Raw genomic sequence first — 21,299 nt, forward strand, 5'->3', positions numbered from 1 at the left:
TCGCAACTCGCTACGAGAAGACCGCGAGAAATTACCTCGCCATCATCACCATCGCAGCCACCATCCTCTGGCTCAGGTGAATGTCCACAGGACCTAGAGTCTCTGGAGGCTGCGCTAGCGAGTTGCTCGGGCGTGTCATCGCTCCAGTCCCGTAGCTGAGCAAAAAGTGCCCGGAATCGCACGACTTCGGCCGAATCCTTATGCGTCTCGGTCACTCCAATTCTCCGACGTTTGCGCAAGCGGTTGTAAGCTGCCGCGTCATCCATTGGCGTAGGCTCGCCTCACCGCCAACTTACACCCGAGCAGGCACTGATCGCGAGAGGAGCCGGCCGGCCGGGTGCCTTTGGCTCAGGAGTGCGCCGGAACTCCAAGCTCGACGCACTGCCTCTCCCAATCCACTGGAAATGACCCCATCAGCCCCGGCAGCGTCATTCCCACCGGCTGCCACCCGTCCAGGATCGCCTCGACGATGTCCGGCGCCAGCAACGTCAGCCGCAGCACGCGGCTGACGTAGGACGGGTTGATCTTCTCTGCCGCGGCCAGGTCCTTCACCGTGGCGTAGCGGCCGGTCTCAAGCATCCGCCGCCACCGGAAGGCCCGCGCCAACGCCTTCACCAGGGTGATGTCGACCCGCGCCGGCATCGGAAGGACGCCGGAGGGGACCAGCATCTTGCGTGCGCCGCCGCGGCGCCGGACGGCGAGCGGGATCCGGACCGTCAGCGTGTTCGTGCCGTCCATCACGCCGCCGCCCTCTCCGACGCGGCCGGCCGAGCGCCGAGGTCCCGCACAAGGCTGGCCAGCCCGTCGAGCCGGAGGCGGATATCGGTGCGTGAGAAGTCCGCGCTAGATCACCGCGTCCACCACCAGGAAGGGCCGCATCATGTCGTGGTCCTCGTGGGAGAGGATGTGGCAGTGCCAGACATACTCGCCCGGACGATCGAACCGGGCGATCACCTCCATAACCTCGCCCGGCGCGATCCAGACCGTGTCCTGGAAGCCGGTCTCCTCCGGCAGCAGTGCGCGGCCCGGTGCATAGGTCAGGTCCTGCTCGTCCACCATACCATCGCCGCTGACGTCGTCGGGCACGCCGTCCTCGTCCGCATCCGCGAAGGTGAAGGTCTGCCGCCCCGCCACCTGGAACTGCACGAGATGCAGGTGCAGCGGATGCGCATCCTCGCTGAGGTTGTGGATGCGCCAGACCTCCACATCGCCGAGCTCGATGATCTCCGTCACCGGGGCGTGGTAGCCGAGCGCGCCGAAACCCTGGATGTCGCCGTTGACGTCGGGCACGTCCTCGACCAGCCCGAGCGAGGGCAGTATGCGGCCGAACTCGTCCTCGCCCTCGAACAGGCCGAGTTGGCGGACGCGGTCGGGCGTGGCGCCGAGCAGGTCCTTGGCCGCCCATTCGGCGTCGGAGACCATCTGCGTGGCGTTGGCGGCATCCGCCATCACGCCGGCGGTGTTGGCCAGCAGATCCTCGGCACCGATGCGGAACTGCATGATGTTGCCGACAGGGATGTCTGGCGTCGCCGCCTCCGCCCCGCCGGCCAGGCTGCCATCCGCGGCGAAGCCCTTGAACGGCTCGAAGGCCGGGCCGTGGTTCAGCAGCCGGACGGATTGGCCGAGCAGCGCGGCGTCCGAGAAGTCCACCACGATGTCCACGCGGTCGCCAGGCGCCATGGTGATCCGCTCGCCCGCTTCCTGCGTACCGTCGCCATCCATGATGGTGACGGCGTGCCGCAGCAGCCCGCCATCCACGCCGACGAGCTTGGCGGCGACATGGGGATTGTCGAACTCCAGCACGTAGAAGCGGCTGTCGGAGCCGTTGAGCAGCTGGAAGCGCCAAGCGCCGGGATCCACCTCGAGATACGGCCAGATCATGCCGTTAACCAGGATGTGGTCGCCGAAGAATTCCGGCACGGCGGTGGGGAAGGTGCCGCCGCGCTCGACATAGTCCTCGGGCAGCAGGTCGGCGACGGTCTCCTCCGTGCCGGGCAGCGGATCGTCCGGGCTGGCGCCGGGCAGGTAGAGCTGGCCGTCCGCGGTGAAGGCGCGGTCCTGGACCGCCATGCCGAGCTGAAACGCGCGCCCGGGCAGGTAGCCGTTCTCCACCAGGGCCTGCTCGGTCTCGTCCTCCAGCACGTAGAAGCCGGCGAGCCCTGCATAGACGTTCTGCCGCGTGATGCCGAGCGCGTGGTCATGGTACCAGATGACAGCGGCGTCCTGATCGTTGTCGTAGGTAGTGATCCGCCCGCCATAGTCCGGCCCGGTCTCGCGGTGGTTCTGGGTGAACCAGGCTTCCGGGATGCCATCGCTCTCAGAGCTCGTGTGCCCGCCATGCAGATGCGTCACGGTGGGGATGCTGCCGGGAAGCATTCCCATGGCGTGGTGGATGCTCGTGTCCACTGGCAGCAGGTGATCGCCCATCGGCAGCTTGTTTTGCCAGTGTACGCGCAGCGGCACGCCTTCCTGCGCGATGATGGTCGGGCCGGGAAAGGTGGGATTGTTCCCCTGGCCATAGCCCCAGACGGTGGTCATCAGCCTGTTGCCGTCGCCATCGGTCAGGCCGAGCCATTGCTCGGTCTGACGGATCTGCAGCACTAGCGTGCCGCCGCCGGTGGCGTCGATCACCGGCGGCAGCGGCAGGGCGGCCTGAAACAGGTCGCCCATGCTGACATCGCGCAGTACGACGGGCATCGGCTCCATCTCTCCGTGCTCGTGCTCCTGCTCGTTCTCGTACGCCTGGTCTTGCATCGCCGCCTCCGCCACGAGCAGTAGGGCCGCGGCGTGGGACATCGCGGCCTCCGCCACATAGGGCGTCGCGGCGGGCATCGCTGCGCGGCCAGCCTCGGGCTCGGCAGTCCGCGGCGCCGGCGTGTTCAGGCGCATGTGCGTGAGCAGCGCCGCGTCCTCGTCGCCACTGTTCGCATGATCGGGTTCGGCGGACCTCTTGGACTGCCTTGCCATGGCTGTCTCCTCTCGGTGGGCTCCGGCCCAATTAGGCGGCGACGCTTTAAAAGTGACACACGATGCTGCCTGCCGAGTCTTGATCGAAATCAATTTGTGGTAACGATCGCTCTGGAAGCGAAAATTCTTGCGAACGTCTCCCGCGCCGGCGCCGTCACGATGCCCGCTGCATGGCCTGATCAGCCTGGAGTCCTCGGAAAATGGTGCGGCGCTCGGGTCTTTGACGCTGCCGCTCCCACTCCACAGGAAACGGCTGCATCAGCCTCGGCAGCGTCATCCCCTCCGGCTGCCGACCATCCAGGATGGCCTCCACGATGTCCGGCGCCAGCAGAGTGAGCCGCAGCACGCGCGACACGTAGGACGAGTTGATCTTCTCGGCCGCGGCCAACTCCTTCACCGTCGCGAACCGCCCCGCCTCCATCATCCGCCGCCACCGGAAAGCCCGCGCCAGCGCCTTCACCAGGGTGATGTCGACCTGCGCCGGCAACGGCAGGACGCCCGGGGTGACCAGCATCTTCCGGGCGCCGCCGCGCCGTCGGACGGCCAGCGGGATCTGCACCGTCAGCGTGTTGGTGCTGGCGCTCATGCCGCCGCCCGTACCGAGTCGGCCGGCCGGGCAGCAAGATCCCGCGCCAGGCTGGCCAGCCCGTCGAGCCGAAGGCGGACATCGGCGCCGTCAGCGCCCACATCCACCCGATCCACCAGCAGCCGGACGATTCGCGCCTGCTCGGCCGGGAACATCTCGTCCCAGAGCGGGTCCATCTGCTCCAGCGTGGTCCGGACCTCGGCCTCCGTCACGTTCGGCGCCGCGCCCTGAGCCGCGCGCCAGGTGCCCACCACGACCTCGGGCTGCCGCAGCAGCGCGCGGACCTGCGCCATCACGGCCGCTTCGATCTGGCCCGCCGGCACCCGCGACACCGCCGGCCCGTCCGCCGCCCCGCCCTTCAGCACAGACTGGCTGACGTAGTAGCGGTAGATCTGGCCTCGCCGCCCTCGGGCGTGCGTCGGCGACATCGCGCGGCCGTCACTGCCGAAGATCAGGCCCCGCAGCAACGCCGGCGTCTCGCACCGGGTGCGGTTGACCCGCACCCGCGGGCTGACCTGCAGGACGGCGTGCACCGCGTCCCACCGCGACTGGCTGACGATCGCGTCGTGCTCGCCCGGATAGGCCGTGCCCTTGTGCACCGCCTCGCCGAGATACACGCGGTTGCTGAGGATGCGATACACGTCGCTCTTCGTCAGCGTCCGGCCCCGCTTCGTGGTGGCGCCCTCGGCACGCAGCGTCTGAACCAGCTTGGTGCAGGACTCCGTCTCGACGAAGCCGGTAAAGATCCGTTGCACCAGCGCCGCATCGGTCTCGCTCACCACCAGCTTCCGCTCGCGCACGTCGTAGCCGAGTGGAACATAGCCGCCCATCCACATGCCGCGCTTGCGCGACGCCGCTACCTTGTCCCGGATGCGCTCGCCGATGACCTCGCGCTCGAACTGAGCAAAGGACAGCAAGATGTTCAACGTCAGCCTGCCCATCGACGTCGTGGTGTTGAAGGACTGAGTCACGCTCACGAACGTCACGTTGTTTGCGTCGAACACTTCGACGAGCTTGCTGAAGTCCGTGAGCGCTCGGCTGAGGCGGTCGATCTTGTAGACGACTACGACGTCGACCAGGCCCTCCTGGATGTCGGCGACCAGGCGTTTCAGGGCGGGGCGCTCCAGCGTCCCGCCGGAGATGCCGCCATCGTCGTAGCGGTCCCGCACCAGCACCCAGCCTTCTGCGCGCTGGCTAGCGATGAAAGACTCGCACGCCTCCCGCTGCGCGTCGAGGGAGTTGAACTCCTGGTCGAGTCCTTCCTCGCTCGACTTCCGGGTGTAGACCGCGCAGCGCAGCTTCCGGACGGTCGCCGGCATCGCGCCGGCCGGCCTCGCGTCGCGCTTCATGCGGCACTCCGGCTCGGGCGCAGCCCGAAGAACACGCGCCCGTTCCAGCGCGTGCCGGTGATGGCGCGGGCGATGGCGGACAGCGACTGGTAGGGGCGGCCCTGGTAGTCGTAGCCGTCGCGCGTGACGGTCACGACGTGCTCCACGCCCTGGTATGCCCGGATCAGCTGCGTGCCGGCGATCGGCTTGTCGTCGCCGCGCATGCGCCTGACGGTGATGTTGCCGCCGTCGAACTGCTCGCCCAGGGCTTCGAGACGCTGGACGGTCTCTGGCTTCAAGCCGCCATACGCCAGTTCCTGGATCCGATAGGCTAGGCGGCTTTCCAGGAAGCGCCGGTTGTAGGGTGGTGGCTCGGTGCCGAAGAGCGCGCGCCACTGCTCGCGCAGCGCGGGCGTGGCGGCGGTCTTCAGGGCGGCGAGCCGGCCGAGCACGTCGGCGGGCGGAATCGCCGGGGCGGTGTAGGTCGGCGCGGTCTGGGTCTTCGTCTTCCTGGTCATGCGTCTCTCCGGGTCGTCCGGTTCGCATGACGGCGCTGGGGGGCCGGGAAGTGTAGCGACCCCTCTCCCTGGTCGGCGGCGTCGCGGGCGAACTCCTCGGCAGTGCGGCTACGAAGCCGCAGCAAGCCCCGGGCCAGCAGGTCGCAGACCTCGCGGAGGTGGGGCGGGAGGTGAAGGAGCGGGGGCTCCGGCCTCATCTGGCAGGTCCGACAATCGCCGTAGCGCAGCGCCAGCTTGCTGCCCTAGCTTCGGGAGCATGGAAACAAAGACCACCGAGTCGGTCACGGCGCCGAGCATGACGCTGGTGCAGGCGCTGTGGCATGTCGCTGACCAGCAGACCCGGGCCGCCCTCCGGTTCCTTGAGAAGAGGGTCTCCGACGACGACCTGCGCCGACTGCAAAGGGTGCGGATCTCGGGTGCGCCGTACGATCCTGCGATGCGCCCGTCGGTCACCTTGAACGAAGACGAGGAGTGGCGGCTTCGGTACGCGGAGACGTACACCCGGATCCTGCGCTCGCTGAGCCAGTGCCTGGAGACTGGTGCACTGCACCTGACCGGCGTTCAGATGTGGCCCGAGCGGCGGACCGAGCGCGAGCCCATTCCCGGCGTGTGGGCCGCGGATATGGTTTTCGACGTGGAGCGGGGTTCCGTCAGCGTAGGCGCCATGGTCTATGTCGCCCTGCAGCTGAGCACCGAGTGTCCATCCCTCATCACGAGGACGGACGCCCCAAGTCTGGTGAGAGGGCACAGGCTGCCCGACCCGATCACGCCCGGGAACATCCGCGCGCTGTCGGACCAGGAGGTGCTGCTCTTGCTCGAGGATCACGCGCGGCGCGTCGTTGAGGGGCCAGACGCCAAGCTGATCCCGCCAGGCAAGATAAGCTTGCTCCCGGTTATCAAGCGCAAGCTTCTGCATCGCGTAGAGCGCGGCGAACAGCGCCCGACCTGGGGGGCCGAGGCGCACGCTCTCGCCGAATGGATTGCGTCTAAGCTCCTGTCGCACGACACCACGAAGGCCTCCACAATCGAGAAGAAGCTCAGTCGGTTTTACGTGCGGCCGAAGGGATGATCCAAAGCAGACATCCGATGACCCAAGCCGGGTGGATCGTCGGAAATCTGCTTTGGATCGCCGGCCCAATCCGATGCCCTGCTGTGCCCCGACGACCTGCTTCGGGGTGCGGCGATGCGCTACGGATCCACGAGTTCGGCGACGAGGACGCGGGCGCCTGACCGCGCGCACCTGACCCAGCTTGAGCTCGCTGAGCGATGGCGCCTCAGCGGGCGCACGCTGGAGAAGTGGCGCCAGATGCGCCGCGGGCCGCGTTACCTGCGCGTGGGCGGCAGGGTGCTCTACCCGGTCGAGGAGGTTGAGCGGTTCGAGGCCGCCGGCCTCCGCGGCGCCTGAGCCGTGCCGCGATGAACGCCTCCGCGCCGCTGCAGGCCGACCACGAGCAGATCGCCCGCTTCGTCTCGGCGCTGTTCCGCTACGCCGATGATGGCGGCTTCGTCTCGATGCGGGCCTTCTACGACGATGAGCAGAAAGTGTTCGCGATCGAGCCCTTCTGTCTCGCCGGCGACCTCGGCGCCCTGGCCGATGCCGCTTCCGACCTTGCGACCCGTGCTGCCAGGTTCCACCGGCCCGTCGTCTTCGCGCCGCCGATTGCGACCTTCGCCAACGACCGCAGCGCGGCGGAGGCCGACCTGCAGAACGGCCTGGCGCTCAGCGTCGAGTGCGACCAGGCACCGTCAGCCGCCCGCAGCAAGCTGGAGGGGCTGCTCGGCCCGGCGACGATCGCGGTCGCCAGCGGCGGCGAGTGGCTCAACCCGGAGACTGGCGAGCTCGAGCCGAAGCTGCACCTACATTGGCGTCTGACCGAGCCGACCCGTGACAAAGCAGGCCACGAACTGCTGAAGACCTGCCGCAGCCTGGCGATGGAGCTCGTCGGCGCCGATCCGACGAGCAAGCCGACGGTGCACCCGATGCGCTGGCCTGGATCGTGGCACCGGAAGCGGGCGCCGCGCCTGGCGAGGATCGAAGCGGCGTCAGAAGCCGAGATCGACCTGCAGGACGCCTACGACCGCCTGCAGGAAGCCTGGCATGCTGCAAACCCGGAGAGCGGCGGCAAGCAGTCCGCGGGCAGCAAGGCGGGATCCTCGGGGAGCACGGGTGAAACGCGCTCGACGGACCAGCTGATCGCGGCCATCCTGACCGGCGCCGACTATCATGCCCCGATCACGGCCCTGGCGATGCGCTACCTCAAGGGCGGCATGGCGGACGCGCAGGTCGTGCTGACGCTGCGCGGCTTCATGGAAGCCGTGCCGGAGGAGCGCCGCGACCTGAAGGACGGGGTGATGCACGCCGGCCGGTGGGTGTCCCGCTATCAGGACATTCCCCGGGCCGTCAGCACGGCGCGCCTGGAACTTGGTGAGGCGAAGGCGGCGGCGAGCGGCTGGCCTGATCCGGTCGACTTCCTCGCCGACGACCTGATGACCGGCGCCCCGGCATTGCGGCCAGGGCACCTGCCCGAGGCCCTTGTGCCGTTCGTCTTCGACACCGCGGCGCGTATGGGTGTCGACGCGACAGCCGTCGCCCTGAGCGCCCTCGTGACCTGCGCCAGCGTCACCCACGAGCGCTGGCGCATTCAGCCGAAGCGCCATGACGAGACCTGGACCGAAGCCGCACGGATCTGGGGTGCCATCGTCGGCGACCCGTCCATCCTCAAGTCGCCCGTCATCGCCGCCTGCACCCGCCCGGTCGAGCGGCTCGAGATGGAAGCGCGCAAGCACCATGCGGAGGCGACGGCGCAGCACAAGGCCAAGCTCAAGGTCCTGAAGGACGAGGGTGGCGATCCGGCCTCCTTGGGGCCCCAGCCCCGCTGTCATCGTTACCTGGTCGAGGGGACGACCGTCGAGGCGCTGTCCGAGGTGCTCCGGGACGATGATCAGGCGCACCACCTAGTGCCGACCGGGCGCGTCCTGGTGCGGCAGGACGAGATGAGCGAGTGGATCGCCGGGTTCGACCGCTACCGCAGCGGCGGCAAAGGCGGTGGCGACCGCGGCGCCTACCTCCGGCTCTACAATGGTGGCCGGTATGTCGTGGATCGGGTCGGCCGGGGCAGCTTCGCGGTGCCGAGCTGGTCGGCCTGTGTCCTCGGCGGCATCCAGCCCGAGCCGATCCAGCGCATCGCCCGTGAGGCGGCTGACGACGGGCTGTTGCAGCGCTTCCTCTACTGCGTGCCGGCACGCCAGGAGGAAGGTCTCGACCGCGCGCCCGATCGGCAGGCGATCTCCCGCTATGAGAGCCTGGTCACGGCCCTGGCCAGACTGACACCGAAGGCTGCGCAGTGGAGCATGGCCCCCAGCGCCGAGGCCGAGGAAGCGCCGGTGACGCTGGTGCTGGAGGAGGATGCCCACGCACACCGGGAGGCGATCGACCAGCTCACCTCGGCGGTGTCGGCCCTGCCGGACGCCTCGGCGCGTCTGAAGGCAGCGCTCGGCAAATGGCGCGGGCTGTTCGCCCGGCTCTGCCTTCTGTTCCATCTCATCGAGCACACCGATCCCGAGCGCGGGGAAGGTGCAGCACGATTGCCCTCCGACACGGTCTCAGGGCGCACGGCGGCGCGCGTTGCTGCCCTACTGAGGGATGTCCTGTTGCCCCATCTGCTGCGGGCGGAGGCGGTGATGTTTGCCACCGCGCAGACCGGGCATGCGCGTTGGATCGCCGGCTTCATACTGTCGAAGCAGATGGAACGCGTGGCGCTCCGCGATCTCGTCCAGGCGTATCGCCCGCTGCGGGCGCCGGAGCAACGACAGGAGCTTCTCCAGGTCGTGGATAGCCTCGTGGCGATGGGGTGGCTGCAGCTTGAGTCACAGGCCAACCCGGCGCGCTCACCATCAGCCTGGCTGGTGAACCCGACCATCTACACGAAGTTTGCTGCTCGCGCCGAAGCCGAGCGAGCGGCTCGTGCCGCGGCCCAGGAGGAGATGGGCGAGAAGCTGAGGCGGCGGAAGGCGGCGGCGGCATGATGTTGTCAATGTTGACAGCTCTCGCGCCGTATGGCCGCAGCTGCTCGGACCCCGGGGCGCCTAGCGGGCTTTGTGGCGCTGCAAAGAATGGCGGAATTCCGCGGATCTCGGGCATCTGGTGCTTCCCGCGTCGTCCGCTGGCCGCACGCCGGCGCCGAATGTTGTCAATGTTGCTCGCGCGCGTGAGACATTCCGGCATTCTGTCCCTCTCCTTCTTCTGTCGCCTTCTTCTTCGCCCCGCGCGCGCGAGCAACATTGACAACATCGCGCCCGGCAGCCGGTCAGTGCGAAGCGAACGATCAGCTCGAGCGCGTCATGCCGGTGACACTTGCTTCCCGCCTACAAAAAAGGTGCGCCACTGGCCTGCATCGCAGCCGCGCGTAGTGCATCGCAGGAACGTCGCGTTGATCCGATGATTCCCGATCTGATAGAATCGCTGTACGCAGCAGGGTATTCCTGCTGTCGCCGGAGCGCAGGATGACAGGCCGCAGGCCGTTCACGCCGACCGACGAGCAGCGCCGCATGGTCAAGGCGATGGCCGGCTATGGCGTGCCGCAGGACGACATCGCCCTCGTCGTGAAGTGCAGCCCGCCGATGCTGCGCAAGTGGTTCCGCCACGAGCTCGACACCGCCACCATCGAGGCGAATGCCCGTGTGGCGCAGACGCTCTACCAGCAGGCCACCACGCCCGGGAACATCGCAGCCACCATCTTCTGGCTGAAGGCGCGTGCCGGCTGGCGCGAGAAGCAGCAGGTCGAGGTCACCGGCAAGGACGATGCGCCGCTGCCGCAGCAGATCGTGGTCATTCGCAGGTTCTCCAACCCGGAGGAGGCCGCGGCGGTGCGGCAGATCGAGGGGAAGGCCGAATGACCGACGCTCCCGAGACCACGGCGTTGTTTCCACCCTACAAGCAGATGCGGGTCGCCGACCTGGTGCCCTATGCCCGCAACGCCCGCACCCACTCCGACGCGCAGGTGGCGCAGATCGCAGCGAGTATCCGCGAGTTCGGCTTCACCAATCCGATCCTGACCGACGGCGCGCGCGGGGTGATCGCCGGTCACGGTAGGCTGATGGCGGCGCGCAAGCTCGGGCTGGCCGAGGTGCCGACCATCGAACTCGCCCACCTCACGCCCGCCCAGCGCCGCGCCTACGTGCTCGCCGACAATCGCCTGGCGCTGTCGGCCGGCTGGGACGAGGACATGCTGCGCCTCGAACTCGGCGATCTCCGCGACGAGGGGTTCGACCTCGGTCTCACCGGGTTCGACCTCGACGAGATCGGCCGGCTGCTGATCGACGCCACCGAGGGCCTGACCGACCCCGACCAGGTGCCGGACATACCGGAAACACCCATCACCCGTTCGGGTGATGTCTGGATCCTGCGGCGGCATCGGATCGTCTGCGGCGACTGCACCGATCCGGCGGTGGTCGAGGCGGCGCTCGGCGGCGTGCGGCCGCACCTGATGGTCACCGACCCGCCTTACGGCGTGGACTACGACCCGAGCTGGCGCAACGCGCTGCTGGCCGGCATCGGCACCAAGCGCACCGGCCGCGTGTTGAACGACCACCGGGCCGACTGGCGCGAGGCGTGGGCACTGTTCCCGGGCGACGTGGCCTACGTCTGGCACGGCGCGCTGCACGCCACCACGGTGGCCGAGAGCCTCACCGCCTGCGGCTTCGACATCCGCGCGCAGATCATCTGGGCGAAGGAGCGCCTCGTGCTCGGGCGCGGGCACTACCACTGGCAGCACGAGCCCTGCTGGTATGCCGTCAGGGACGGCGCCAAGGGCCACTGGGCGGGCGACCGCAAGCAGACGACCCTGTGGGCCATCCCGAGCCGCGACCAGGACGCCGACACAGTGCACGGCACGCAGAAGCCGGTCGCGTGCATGCGCCGGCCGATCGAGAACAACTCCAGCCCCGGCCAGGCAGTCTATGAGCCCTTCTCCGGGTCAGGGACCACGCTGATCGCCGCCGAGATGTCAGGTCGGGCCTGCCATGCGGTGGAGCTGTCGCCGGCCTATGTGGACGTGGCTGTCCTGCGCTGGGAGGCGTTCACCGGCGAGACGGCGGTGCTGGCCGGCACGGGCTGGAGCAGGGCCGAGGCGGCGACACAGAGGGCACAGGAGGCCAGCCGTGCCGGCGTTTGAGGCGACCGCCGACCAGCGGCGGACGGTCCGGGCCATGGCCGGCTTCGGGATGCCGCAGGAGGAGATCGCCACCTTCCTCGACATCGACGCGAAGACGCTGCGCAAGTACTTCCGCGCCGAGCTGGACCGCGGTTCGACCGAGGCGACGACGAAGGTGGCGCAGTCGCTGTTCCGGATGGCCACCGAGGGCAACAACGTCGCGGCGGCGATCTTCTGGATGAAGGCGCGGGCGGGCTGGAGCGAGAAGCAGCGGGTGGAGCACGGCCTGGCTGGTGGCTTCACGGTGATCAGCGGCGTGCCGCGTGCGGATGATCTCACGGACGACCAGCTGGCGCGGATCGCCACCAGCGGCCGGCACTACGACGAGGACGACGACGCCTGACAGCCCAGCATGTTCAACACCGACCAACGACCGTTGCTCGGTGGTGAACCACCGCGCAGGCTGTGCTCGATTCCTCAGTGGAAGGCTGCCGGGAGCTGGTCGCTCGGCCAAGTATCCCCAGAACCTGTGGGCGCAGATGAACAGGCGCTGGGAACCCTGGCCGTTCGGGCCTGGCGCATCGGAGTGTCTGCCCTCGTGTTCCCCGTGACTCCGTGCCGGATACCCGCTTAGCCTCTCGTGCAGGCGCACCGGCGTCCGGGCGCCTCGCTCGTGGCGGTTCGAGGAGAGGAAGCATGGCTCCTTCAGGCTTGGTCGCGCCCGAGGCGGTCGCCCGTGTCAGGCGCGACACCATTGGGGACGCGCTGCGGCGTGCCGCAGCGCGCTTCGGGAGCCGCGAGGCTCTCCTGTTCGGCGACCGGACCTGGAGCTTCGCCGCGCTCGACCTCGCAGCTGATCGCATCGCGCGTCTCCTGCTCGCCGCCGGACTGAAGGAGGGCGACCGGGTCCTCGCCTACGGCCGCAACTCAGACGGCTACTTGCTTGCCTGGCTCGGCTGCGTTCGAGCCGGACTCGTCCACGTCCCTGCGAACTATGCGCTGACGCCGGTGGAACTGGAGTACATCGCCCGGCAGTCCGGCGCGTCCGCGCTGCTGACCCAGCCGGTGCTGCGCGCTGTCGCCGATCAGGTGCGTGAGCGGCTTGGCATCGCCGTGGCTGGCACCTTCGAAGGCGGCGAGGAGCTGGACGTGGTGTCGGCGGCGCTCGATCCGCGCTGGGGGCAGCGCGGTGACACTCCACCGGGCGAGTTGGTACGCGAGGACGACGTCGCGCAGTTGCTCTACACCTCAGGCACCACCGGCGCGCCAAAGGGCGCGATGATGACGCACCGAGCGCTGGTCGCCCAATACATGAGCTGCATTGCCGAACTGGAGCCGAACGGCGCCGACCGCGTGCTCGGCAGTCTGCCCCTCTACCACTCCGCACAAATGCACGTCTTCATGATGCCGGCACTCCTCGTCGGCGCATGGACGATGCTCATCGAGGCGCCGGAGCCCGCGCGTGTCCTCGAGCTGATCGAGCGGCACCGCGTGACTTCCTATTTCGCGCCGCCGACGGTCTGGATCGGCCTGCTCCGCCACCCCGAATTCGACCGTCGCGATCTCGGCTTGCTGCACAAGATCTATTACGGCGCGTCGATCATGCCGGTACCGGTGCTGAGCGAGCTCCGCGAACGCCTGCCTGGTGTGCGGCCGTTCAATTGCTACGGCCAGAGCGAGATCGCGCCGCTCGCGACCGTGCTGAGACCAGAGGAACACGATGCACGCCCGGGGTCGGTGGGTCGACCCGTGCTGAACGTCGAGACACGGCTCGTGGACCCCGAGATGCGCGACGTGGCTCCTGGCGAGCGCGGCGAGATCGTGCACCGCTCGCCGCAGCTCCTGGTGGGCTACTGGGACATGCCCGAGGAGACGTCGCGCGCCTTCGAAGGCGGTTGGTTCCATTCCGGCGACGTTGCCACGGCCGACGCGGACGGCTACCTCACCATCGTCGACCGCACCAAGGACCTGATCAACACCGGCGGCACCCTGGTCGCCAGCCGCGAGGTTGAGGAGGCGCTGTTTACCCATCCGGCGGTGGCGGAGGTCGCGGTTATTGCAGTGCCCGACCCGCGTTGGATCGAGGCGGTCGCGGCCGTGGTGGTCCTCCGAGTGGAAGCTGCGGGCATGCCGCCAGAGGAGGCCGAGCGGGAGCTCGTCGCGCACGCCCGAACGCGGCTCGCGCCCTTCAAAGTGCCAAAGCGGGTGATCCTGGTGGACGCCCTGCCGCGCAACACTGCGGGCAAGCTGCTCAAGCGCGAGCTGCGCGCGCGCTTCGCTGGAACGGGCGACGCTGCGTTCGGCCACGCCTGAGCCGCCTCGCGGCAGGGGCGCACCACTCATCCCCTGCTCGTCCATGGGACTCACGCGGCGCTACGCCGCGTTCTGCGGCGCGCCCCGCCCTGCGAGCTCTTGACAGGCAGTGCGCGCCAGAACCCGCGCCACTGTCGTGTGCGTCCAGGTACCGCGCCCTGCCGGCGTCGGCACGCCGCGCCCGTTCAGCGCCATGGCGATCTCACGAAGCCCATGCATGCCCGCTGCCCTCAGCGCTTCGACCTCCAGCACCAGCCGATGCGCCGCCCGCTCCGCCGCCGCACGCCGGGCCTGGGCGGCAGCCGCCCCGTCCGGGCCCGCTGCCGGCCGATACCCGCGGTCGCCGCCCAGGGCCCGCCCGCGCGCCTTCGCGGCCGTCAGCGCCGCCCGGGTGCGCTCCGAGATCAGCTCCCGCTCCTTCTGCGCCATCGCCGCATAGACCCGCATCATCAGGTCATCGGCCCCCGGCATGTCCGCCGCCCGGATCGAGATCCCGTCCTCCAGCAGCTGCGACAGCGTGTGCGCCCGCCGGGTGATCCGATCCAGCCGCGCCGCTACCAGCACCGCGCCGAGTTGCCGGCAGCGCACCAGCGCCGCCTGGAAGCCCGGCCGCCGGTCGTCCTTGCCGCTGGCGATGTCGGAGTGCTCGGCCACCAGCACCCAGCACTGGGCGGCGCAGAAGGCGCGCACCGCCGCCTGCTGTGCCTCCAGCCCGAGGCCGCTCTGCCCCTGCTCGGCGGTCGAGACCCGATACAGCCCGACCGCGTAGCGCGGGACCGCCTTGCCTTGGCGCTCAGCCGGCATCGGCGATCCGGTAGATCGAGTATGAGCCCCTCGCGCCATTCTTGCCGGGCCCGACCTGGCGGATGCGCTCGGCGACCTTGACGGCAATGCCTTGGCGCTTCTTCAGCCCGGCGAAGAAGCCGCGCACCGTGTGCTGCTGCCAGCCGGTGATCTCGACGATCTGGGCGATGGTAGCGCCCTCCGGCCGGCGCAGCAGGGCGAGCACCTGCTGCTGCTTGGTGCCCTCGCGCGGCTTGCTCGGCGTGCTTGGGTCGCGCGGCGTGCGGGCCGGCTTGCCGGCAAGTGCGGCGCGCAGGGCGGCGACCGCGTCCGGCAGTCCGGCGCGCTGGCCCGCCTCGTCGTCCCAGGCGAGGAGCACCGCCTGGCCAGCGGCAAGCACGGCACGTCGCGGCTGTGTAGCGGACGGGCGCGTGCGTGACTCTGGAGGGGCCGCCAGCGGCTTGGGCGCCGTTCCGGCCAGCCGAAGTGCCGGCGCAGAGCTGACCGCCCCCAGTGGACTCTGTGGGGCCTCCTGCGGGCATGTCGGCCTCGGCCGCCGGCTCCACCACGCCAGCCGCCTGCGCCTGCTCCAGCGCGTCCGGCGCGGTCAGGTCAATGCCGGCATCGAGCGCCTGCTGCACAGGCTCCTGTTCGGCCTCACACCCCTTGCAGCTCAGCCCGCGGAGTTCGGCTTCGGCGACCGCGCTCTCGGAATCGTGCCGCGGCTCGACACCAATGGCGCGCAGGCCCTCGTCCGTGATCTTCAGCAGCACCGCGTCGCCGCCCACCGGCCAGAGGGCGATCGTGTCGTAGGCGGGGCGCTGCACCGCGATCACCAGGTCATTCCTCAGCAGCGCCTGCGCCACCTTCTGCCGCGCGCCAGCCGGCAGCCGCCCGGGCGGGATCGCCAGGTGCTCGGGGTGCTGCGCGGCGGCGGTCAGGATCTGCTGCTGCGTGTCGGTGAGCTTCATCGTCGGGGGCTCCGGTCCAGCACCCGACCAGCCGGGTTGCTACCAGCCCGAGCCCTGCAGGCCAATGCCTGTCAGGGCCGCGCCAGGACCACCGCCGGCACGAGGACACGCTTCGCTCTGTGCCCGGGAACAGCCAAGCAGATAGTGCGATCCTCTACGCGACTTCGGCATTCGCGGCAGCCCGGATATCTTTGCCAAGGCGCGGCGCCGGGCCGCGTGCTGCCGTGCGTTGGCAGCGACGCGGGGCCCATTTGAGGGTGCTCGCTGTCCCCGCCTGACCGACCAGCACGATCTCTGGGAAGTTCGTCCGCAACCAGAGGCCAGAAAGGCAGCGCCCGATCCGATGAGGCCGCCCAGGCTGCGCCACCCAATCTACCGCCGCGGCAGGCGATCGCGCAGACGATCAATCACGGCGGGGTCGTAGGGCCGCGAGACGCCGAGCCCTTCGCGTCGGGCGAAGGCGGTGAGAGCGGCGCGTGTGGCGGGGCCGTCGCGGCCGTCTACCTCCACCTCGGCGCCGAGCACCGAAAGCGCCGATTGTGCGAAGCGCACCAGCGGGCGGTCCGGTGTGGTGACCGGGCCGCGCGTCGTCTCGTCGCGGACGCGGGCCAAGGCGACGGCGGCCTCGGTGGCAGGCACCCGGGGCTCAAGGGCCTGGCGGTAGCGGCGCGCGGCCGCGACGCCGGCCTGCTCGGCAAGAGTGAGGCGCGCGAGCGCCTCGGCCTGGTCGGGTGCGGTGCCGGCGCCGGCGACCTGCATGAGGGCGAAGGCGTACTGGGCCTGGGGGACGCCACGCTCGGCGGCGCGATTGAACCATAGCGCGGCCCAGGCGGGCTCGCGCTCGGTGCCATCGCCCCCCTCGATCAGGCGGGCGAGGCGGAGCTGAGCCTCGGGCTGGCCCTGCTGGGCAGCGCGCAGGAGCCACGGAATTGCGGCGCGGGCATCCCGGCTGCCATCGCCGCGCAGCAGGTGGCCGGCGGCGACGAGGAGCTGCGCGTCGGGATTGCCGAGCATCGCTGCCTCCTCGATCAGCGCTGCGGCGCGCTCGGGATCGGGGGTGCCGCCGCGCGGCGGGTTCTGCGCGCGAAGCCCTTCGCGGAGCAGCGCCGCGGCGCGCGCGCGGCTGGCCGGCCCGGCGGGCTCGGCGACGGTCGGGACCTCGGTGGCGGGCTGCAGCATGGCGCAACCGGGCAGCGCGGTGAGAAGTGCAAGCGGAAGCAGGACGGCGATTCGCATGCACCGCAGGTTGAGCGCGTTCAGGTGCTGCCGTCCACAGCCGGACCAGCCGGGCCGTTGCGGGTCGTCCACAATTTTGCCGCGACAGATCATTAACAGGCTGGCATGGTCGTGGGCACGGCCGCTGTCCTGAGGAGAGTCCACATGGCGAACACCGCCCGTCTTGCATCCGTCGCGCGGCTGTCGCTGCTGCTGCTCGGCGGCACGGCCCTGGCCGCGATGCCGGTCTCGGGGCCCTGGACGGGTGACCAGCAGGTGGCCTTCGCCAAGGACGGCGGGGGCGGTGGTGGTGGCGGGAATGGCGGCGGGCAGGGCAACGGCGGCGAGAACGGCGGCGGGCATGCCGGCGACCAGGGGAACGGTCAGGGCAACGGGCATGGCCACGGCGCCACAGCCGATGGCACGCCGGGCAATGGGCGCGGCAATGCCTTCGGGCGCGGCGACGACGCGCGGGGCCATGCCTTCGGGCGCGGCGGCGTCGACGACGATGCCGGGCGCGCGGCCAATCGCGGTGCGCTGTCGAGCGCGCTCGGCGGGCTCAACGCCGCCCGCGCCTCCGCGACCGCGCAGGCCAATGCGGCGCCGAACTCGCGCGTGGGCATGATCGCGGCCTATGAGCAGGCAATGCTCGCCGCGCTCTCCCTGCCGGCGACGACCCCGGTGGAGATCGGGCTGCGTGACCAGGCGATCGCGCAGGCGCGCGCGGTGGAGCTGGAGGCAGCGGCGAACAGGCCGGTCACCCCGGCGGTGGTCGATCGCGTGGACGCGATGCTCGGGCTGCCGCCGACCGATTCGACGCTCGGGGTGACGCGGTAGCCGCTGTGTGAAGCGCCGACACCGGGCGCTGGACGCCAAGTCCGACCCGGCGCTGTGCCCATCCGTCAGAGCCAATCATCTGGCGAGTCGCCGGGCCCCTGATCTAGCACCTGCCGGGCGTGGCGAGCCGCGAGGATCCCTCAGAATGGTGAGAAGCTTCTAGGTTCGACCCTGAACGGGCGTCAAACCAACTCAGGGGCAGCGTCACGGGCCTGGTGCCGTCGGCGGAGGTCCAACAACGGCGGCGCCCGCCGTTCGGCGTACGAGGGCAACGAAGTTACGCAGCACCGCCGAGCCAGCGCCGCGACGGGCTGCGAGGTGAAGCGGTACTGTCGGACGCTCCACGGCCACGAGATCGCAGTAGGCGACACCGTCCATGTGGACCCGGCGCATCGACGCGGGGACGAGCGCGACGCCGAGTCCGACCGCGACCAGTCCCAGCGTGGAGGTGATGCGGGGCGCTTCCTGCCCCAGCCGCGGCGTGAACCCGGCCCGTAGGCAGGCCGCCATCGTCGCGTCGAACATGCCCGGGCCCTCCACCCGCGCAAAGGCGATGAAGGACTCCCCGGCAAAGTCGCGAAGCGGGCGCTGCGTCAGCCCTGGCCCCGAGGCGAGAGGGTGAGTTGCCGGCAGTGCGATCACCATGGGCTCCTCGATGAGGCGGTAGATCGTCAGCTCGCGCGCGTCCGGCAACTCCGCTCGCACGAAGGCGGCGTCAAGCCGCGCTTCCGTCAGACCCTGGACCGCCTGGCGGCTGAGGCACTCGTCGAGCGTCACCGAGACGTCTGGGTAGGCCTCGCGGAACGCCCGGATGACCGCGGGCACGAAAGGGTGAAACGGCGCGGTCGGCGCGACGCCAATGCGCAACTTGCCTTGCTCGCCACGGGCCGTGCTCTGAGTGGCGCGCTCGGCCTGTTCCAGCCGGGCGAGGATCGCGCGAGCCTCCTCGAACAGGACCTGGCCACTCTCCGTCAGTTCCACCCCGCGCGGCCGCCGACGGAAGAGCTGCAGCCCGAGCTGGCCTTCCAACGCCTTGATCTGCTGGCTGAGCGGCGGCTGCTGCATCCCAAGCCGCTCGGCGGCGCGCGTGACGTGCCCCTCTTCGGCGACGGCGACGAAGTAGCGGAGCTGCCGGAGGTCCAGTGCCATACGGGCAGCATATCGCTTTCGCCTCAACGGCCGCATGGCTTCGGAGCGGCCCGTCCCGGTATCCCTGCACGACCGGCTTCTGCGCCGGGCGAGGGAGGCCTGAGATGAGCACGGGACGACGCACGGCGCTGCGGTCACTGGTGGGGGGCGGCCTCGCCCTTTGCCTGCCCTCGGCGGTCCGGGGGCAGCCCTATCCGGCGCGGGAGGTGCGGGTCATCGTCGGCTTTCCGCCAGGCGGGCCCCTCGACCTAGCTGCGCGCACCATCGCGCCCGCGCTGCAGGCCGGGCTCGGTGTGCCGGTGCGGGTCGAGAACCACGTCGGTGCAAGTGGCAACGAGGCGACGCGGCAGGTGGTCCGCGCGACGCCGGACGGGGGCACGCTACTGCTCTGCGGACCGGTGAACACGATCAACACGACGCTGTTCCCGGATCTCGACTTCGACTTCGGCCGCGACATCGCCCCTGTGGCCGGGATTGCCCGCGTGCCGCTGATCGCCGAGGTGCACCCCAGCGTGCCCGTGCGCTCCATCCCGGAGCTGATCGCCCACGCGCGGGCGAACCCAGGGCGGGTCAGGGTCGCTTACGCGGGCACCGGCACGCCGCAGCACGTGGCGATCGAGCTTTTCCAGCACCTGGCAGGCGTGCGCTTCGCCCTCGTGCCCTATCTCGGCTCGGCGGCGGCGCTCTCCGATCTGCTGCGCGGCGCCGCGGACGCCATGTTCGACCCCGCTCCCTCGTCCATGCCGCATGTCCGCGCCGGGCGGCTGGTTGCCTTGGCCACGACCGGCCCGGCGCGGGCCGAGGCGCTGCCCGACCTGCCGACCGTCGCCGAGGCGCTGCCCGGCTACGAAGGTGGATCCTGGTTCGGCGTTTGTGCTCCGCGGGGCACACCGAACGCGGTCGTCGCGAAGCTGAACGACGCGGTGAACGCCGGTCTGCAGGACGCCGGGGTCCGACGCGATCTCGCCGCACTCGGCGCGACAGCAATGCCGGGGTCAAGCGCTGACTTCACCGATTTCGTCGCCTCGGAGACCACCCGGTACACCGAGATCATTCGCATCGCCGGCATCAGGGCGAGGTGAGCCGGGAGCGAGCCGCGATCCCTCGATTGCAGCTCCCGACATCGCGGCGGTGGTCCAGCGGACCGAAGACGCCTCTCGATCCACACACCCGGAGCCTCGATGAGCCGGCGGACACTGGACCGGGTCGGCCACGACACGCGGCGATCACGGATATCAGCAGATCGAGCCTGGCTTCACGTGGCCATCATCATGAATGATAGCGGCTTGACGCTGACGGCGGGGCTCGCAGGCCGGCGTCGCCCCGCGCCTAACGTCGCGCGGAGGCGCGCGGGCCCGGCCGCGCGCCTCCGACGCCCCGGGGAAGCGCGGCCGTCACACGCCTCCCCGGGGTGGCGGTCAGGTGAAGATCACGCCGCCGCCGTTCCCGTCCACGCCGACCGAGAAGGACGTGGTCGCCGAATCCGGCACGCTGTCGCCGTCATCCACCCGCGCCGTGAAGTCGAACTGCAGGTCCTCGTTCTCGCCGGGCGTGATGACCTCGAAGTTCAGCAGCCGCACGCCCTTGTTGCTGACATTGCCGTCGTAGAGCGTGCGGAAGTAGATCGCGTCGAAGGTGGAATCCGCGAGCGTCGCAAGCGGCGAGCCCGCGAAGGTCGGATCCAGCACATCGAAGCCGACCAGGTTGTTGCCGCTCGGCAGGTTGTTCACCGTCGCGCTGTCGTGCAGCACGACCAGGCCATCATCCACGATCCAGTACTCGATCGTCACCGAGCGCGTGTTGCCGACCGCCTGGATGTCGAAGGTCAGGCCAGCGAACTCGTCGGCGCCGACCGTGGCTGGATCGTTGTAGGTCGCCTTCGTGCCTTCGTCGTGGTTGAACTGCGACGCCTGCCCATCCTTGATCCCGAAGCCGAGCGAGTCCGGGTTCGCATCGTCGCGGTCCGTCGTCAGTCCGGGGTTGAAGGCATCGAACCCGGATTCGGGATCGCCCTCATCCGGCACTGCCACGCCCGTGAACAGCAGACCGTCGAAGGTCACCGTCGCACCGCCGGTGCCGGCGGGTGGCGAGATAGTCTCCTGCGGGCCGCCTGCCCTGATCGTCTCGAAGTTCAGGGACTCGCGGATGAACGGCGCGGCGACGAGCACCTCGAAGGAGTAGCTGCCGGTCGGCGCATCCAGGGTCAGGCGGAAGGCCGGGGATGTCTCGCCGGCATCGCGGATCCCGTCGAGGTCGGCGTCGATGTAGTAGGTGACCTGCGTCCCACCGCTCTCCAGCGCGCCGACATAGCCGGTGTCGTTGGTGAAGGTCGTGATCACCAAGCCGCCGACGCCATCCGACCCGCCGTCCACGCTCAGGCTCACCGGCCCGTAGGTGCCCTTGGTGAAGGGCACGGTGAAGTCGCCCACCGGGCCGATGCTCGGGCCATCAGCGATGCCGTCTATGAGCCGTTCTGCGGC

Annotated in this window: 18 protein-coding genes; 8 read left to right on the plus strand and 10 right to left on the minus strand. The window is 69.9% G+C overall.

What is annotated here, in order from left to right; genetic code table 11:
- Positions 1-348: 348 nt before the first annotated feature.
- From ACESM1_RS26940 to ACESM1_RS26960, 5 genes are all read right to left on the minus strand, one after another.
- On the minus strand, positions 349-738 hold the full coding sequence (locus ACESM1_RS26940) for a hypothetical protein (RefSeq protein ID WP_372624341.1): 390 nt from the start codon (positions 736-738) through the stop codon (positions 349-351).
- A 105-nt stretch (positions 739-843) separates the two neighbouring features.
- A complete protein-coding gene (locus ACESM1_RS26945; RefSeq protein WP_372624319.1) occupies positions 844-2,967 on the minus strand; it encodes a multicopper oxidase family protein in 2,124 nt (707 codons plus the stop codon).
- Between the two features lie 154 nt (positions 2,968-3,121).
- The gene (locus ACESM1_RS26950; RefSeq protein ID WP_372624320.1) at positions 3,122-3,553 is read right to left on the minus strand and encodes a hypothetical protein; all 432 of its coding nucleotides are present in this window, start codon (positions 3,551-3,553) and stop codon (positions 3,122-3,124) included.
- Entirely contained in the window at positions 3,550-4,902 is a 1,353-nt protein-coding gene (locus ACESM1_RS26955; protein ID WP_372624321.1) for a recombinase family protein, read from the minus strand. Before ACESM1_RS26955 ends, ACESM1_RS26950 begins: the two co-directional genes overlap by 4 nt.
- Complete coding sequence (locus ACESM1_RS26960) at positions 4,899-5,399, minus strand: DUF2924 domain-containing protein (RefSeq protein WP_372624322.1); 501 nt, start codon at positions 5,397-5,399, stop codon at positions 4,899-4,901. The genes ACESM1_RS26955 and ACESM1_RS26960 overlap by 4 nt, the downstream gene beginning before the upstream one ends.
- A gap of 256 nt (positions 5,400-5,655) precedes the next feature.
- Between ACESM1_RS26960 and ACESM1_RS26965 the strand changes: the two genes are divergently transcribed.
- The 6 genes from ACESM1_RS26965 to ACESM1_RS26990 all read left to right on the plus strand — a co-directional run bounded on the left by ACESM1_RS26965 (position 5,656) and on the right by ACESM1_RS26990 (position 13,864).
- Entirely contained in the window at positions 5,656-6,468 is an 813-nt protein-coding gene (locus tag ACESM1_RS26965; protein WP_372624323.1) for a hypothetical protein, read from the plus strand.
- 347 nt (positions 6,469-6,815) lie between these two features.
- The gene (locus ACESM1_RS26970) at positions 6,816-9,425 is read left to right on the plus strand and encodes a DUF3987 domain-containing protein (protein ID WP_372624324.1); all 2,610 of its coding nucleotides are present in this window, start codon (positions 6,816-6,818) and stop codon (positions 9,423-9,425) included.
- Positions 9,426-9,902: 477 nt separating this feature from the next.
- The gene (locus ACESM1_RS26975; protein WP_372624325.1) at positions 9,903-10,295 is read left to right on the plus strand and encodes a hypothetical protein; all 393 of its coding nucleotides are present in this window, start codon (positions 9,903-9,905) and stop codon (positions 10,293-10,295) included.
- Positions 10,292-11,572, plus strand: coding sequence for a site-specific DNA-methyltransferase (locus ACESM1_RS26980; protein ID WP_372624326.1), 1,281 nt, complete (start codon positions 10,292-10,294; stop codon positions 11,570-11,572). The genes ACESM1_RS26975 and ACESM1_RS26980 overlap by 4 nt, the downstream gene beginning before the upstream one ends.
- The gene (locus ACESM1_RS26985) at positions 11,559-11,954 is read left to right on the plus strand and encodes a hypothetical protein (RefSeq protein ID WP_372624327.1); all 396 of its coding nucleotides are present in this window, start codon (positions 11,559-11,561) and stop codon (positions 11,952-11,954) included. The genes ACESM1_RS26980 and ACESM1_RS26985 overlap by 14 nt, the downstream gene beginning before the upstream one ends.
- 293 nt (positions 11,955-12,247) lie before the next feature.
- Positions 12,248-13,864, plus strand: coding sequence for a fatty acyl-CoA synthetase (locus ACESM1_RS26990; protein ID WP_372624328.1), 1,617 nt, complete (start codon positions 12,248-12,250; stop codon positions 13,862-13,864).
- A gap of 60 nt (positions 13,865-13,924) precedes the next feature.
- Here the strand turns inward: ACESM1_RS26990 and ACESM1_RS26995 are convergent, their stop codons facing one another.
- The 3 genes from ACESM1_RS26995 to ACESM1_RS27005 form a co-directional block, all read right to left on the minus strand.
- On the minus strand, positions 13,925-14,668 hold the full coding sequence (locus ACESM1_RS26995) for a recombinase family protein (RefSeq protein ID WP_372624329.1): 744 nt from the start codon (positions 14,666-14,668) through the stop codon (positions 13,925-13,927).
- Entirely contained in the window at positions 14,658-15,047 is a 390-nt protein-coding gene (locus ACESM1_RS27000; RefSeq protein WP_372624330.1) for a DUF3489 domain-containing protein, read from the minus strand. The genes ACESM1_RS26995 and ACESM1_RS27000 overlap by 11 nt, the downstream gene beginning before the upstream one ends.
- Before the next feature lie 943 nt (positions 15,048-15,990).
- A complete protein-coding gene (locus ACESM1_RS27005; protein ID WP_372624331.1) occupies positions 15,991-16,854 on the minus strand; it encodes a peptidoglycan-binding protein in 864 nt (287 codons plus the stop codon).
- Positions 16,855-16,998: 144 nt separating this feature from the next.
- Here ACESM1_RS27005 and ACESM1_RS27010 point away from each other — a divergent pair, with 144 nt between their 5' ends.
- A complete protein-coding gene (locus ACESM1_RS27010) occupies positions 16,999-17,670 on the plus strand; it encodes a hypothetical protein (protein ID WP_372624332.1) in 672 nt (223 codons plus the stop codon).
- A 204-nt stretch (positions 17,671-17,874) separates the two neighbouring features.
- Here the strand turns inward: ACESM1_RS27010 and ACESM1_RS27015 are convergent, their stop codons facing one another.
- Complete coding sequence (locus tag ACESM1_RS27015; protein ID WP_372624333.1) at positions 17,875-18,819, minus strand: LysR substrate-binding domain-containing protein; 945 nt, start codon at positions 18,817-18,819, stop codon at positions 17,875-17,877.
- Positions 18,820-18,923: 104 nt separating this feature from the next.
- On the opposite strand from ACESM1_RS27015, the gene ACESM1_RS27020 reads away from it, so the two are divergent.
- The gene (locus tag ACESM1_RS27020; RefSeq protein WP_372624334.1) at positions 18,924-19,901 is read left to right on the plus strand and encodes a Bug family tripartite tricarboxylate transporter substrate binding protein; all 978 of its coding nucleotides are present in this window, start codon (positions 18,924-18,926) and stop codon (positions 19,899-19,901) included.
- Positions 19,902-20,237: 336 nt separating this feature from the next.
- Here the strand turns inward: ACESM1_RS27020 and ACESM1_RS27025 are convergent, their stop codons facing one another.
- On the minus strand, positions 20,238-21,248 hold the full coding sequence (locus ACESM1_RS27025; protein WP_372624335.1) for a hypothetical protein: 1,011 nt from the start codon (positions 21,246-21,248) through the stop codon (positions 20,238-20,240).
- Positions 21,249-21,299 lie beyond the last annotated feature (51 nt).

Origin of the sequence: Falsiroseomonas sp. (assembly GCF_041690465.1) — a bacterium.
Taxonomy (GTDB): Bacteria; Pseudomonadota; Alphaproteobacteria; order Acetobacterales; family Acetobacteraceae; genus Falsiroseomonas.

Excerpts from the sequence above, each read along its gene's own strand:
- ACESM1_RS26940 (WP_372624341.1), bottom strand. The coding sequence starts at position 738 with ATGGACGGCACGAACACGCTGACGGTCCGGATCCCGCTCGCCGTCCGG.
- ACESM1_RS26945 (WP_372624319.1), bottom strand. The coding sequence starts at position 2,967 with ATGGCAAGGCAGTCCAAGAGGTCCGCCGAACCCGATCATGCGAACAGT.
- ACESM1_RS26950 (WP_372624320.1), bottom strand. The coding sequence starts at position 3,553 with ATGAGCGCCAGCACCAACACGCTGACGGTGCAGATCCCGCTGGCCGTC.
- ACESM1_RS26955 (WP_372624321.1), bottom strand. The coding sequence starts at position 4,902 with ATGAAGCGCGACGCGAGGCCGGCCGGCGCGATGCCGGCGACCGTCCGG.
- ACESM1_RS26960 (WP_372624322.1), bottom strand. The coding sequence starts at position 5,399 with ATGACCAGGAAGACGAAGACCCAGACCGCGCCGACCTACACCGCCCCG.
- ACESM1_RS26965 (WP_372624323.1), top strand. The coding sequence starts at position 5,656 with ATGGAAACAAAGACCACCGAGTCGGTCACGGCGCCGAGCATGACGCTG.
- ACESM1_RS26970 (WP_372624324.1), top strand. The coding sequence starts at position 6,816 with ATGAACGCCTCCGCGCCGCTGCAGGCCGACCACGAGCAGATCGCCCGC.
- ACESM1_RS26975 (WP_372624325.1), top strand. The coding sequence starts at position 9,903 with ATGACAGGCCGCAGGCCGTTCACGCCGACCGACGAGCAGCGCCGCATG.
- ACESM1_RS26980 (WP_372624326.1), top strand. The coding sequence starts at position 10,292 with ATGACCGACGCTCCCGAGACCACGGCGTTGTTTCCACCCTACAAGCAG.
- ACESM1_RS26990 (WP_372624328.1), top strand. The coding sequence starts at position 12,248 with ATGGCTCCTTCAGGCTTGGTCGCGCCCGAGGCGGTCGCCCGTGTCAGG.
- ACESM1_RS26995 (WP_372624329.1), bottom strand. The coding sequence starts at position 14,668 with ATGCCGGCTGAGCGCCAAGGCAAGGCGGTCCCGCGCTACGCGGTCGGG.
- ACESM1_RS27005 (WP_372624331.1), bottom strand. The coding sequence starts at position 16,854 with ATGCGAATCGCCGTCCTGCTTCCGCTTGCACTTCTCACCGCGCTGCCC.
- ACESM1_RS27010 (WP_372624332.1), top strand. The coding sequence starts at position 16,999 with ATGGCGAACACCGCCCGTCTTGCATCCGTCGCGCGGCTGTCGCTGCTG.
- ACESM1_RS27015 (WP_372624333.1), bottom strand. The coding sequence starts at position 18,819 with ATGGCACTGGACCTCCGGCAGCTCCGCTACTTCGTCGCCGTCGCCGAA.
- ACESM1_RS27020 (WP_372624334.1), top strand. The coding sequence starts at position 18,924 with ATGAGCACGGGACGACGCACGGCGCTGCGGTCACTGGTGGGGGGCGGC.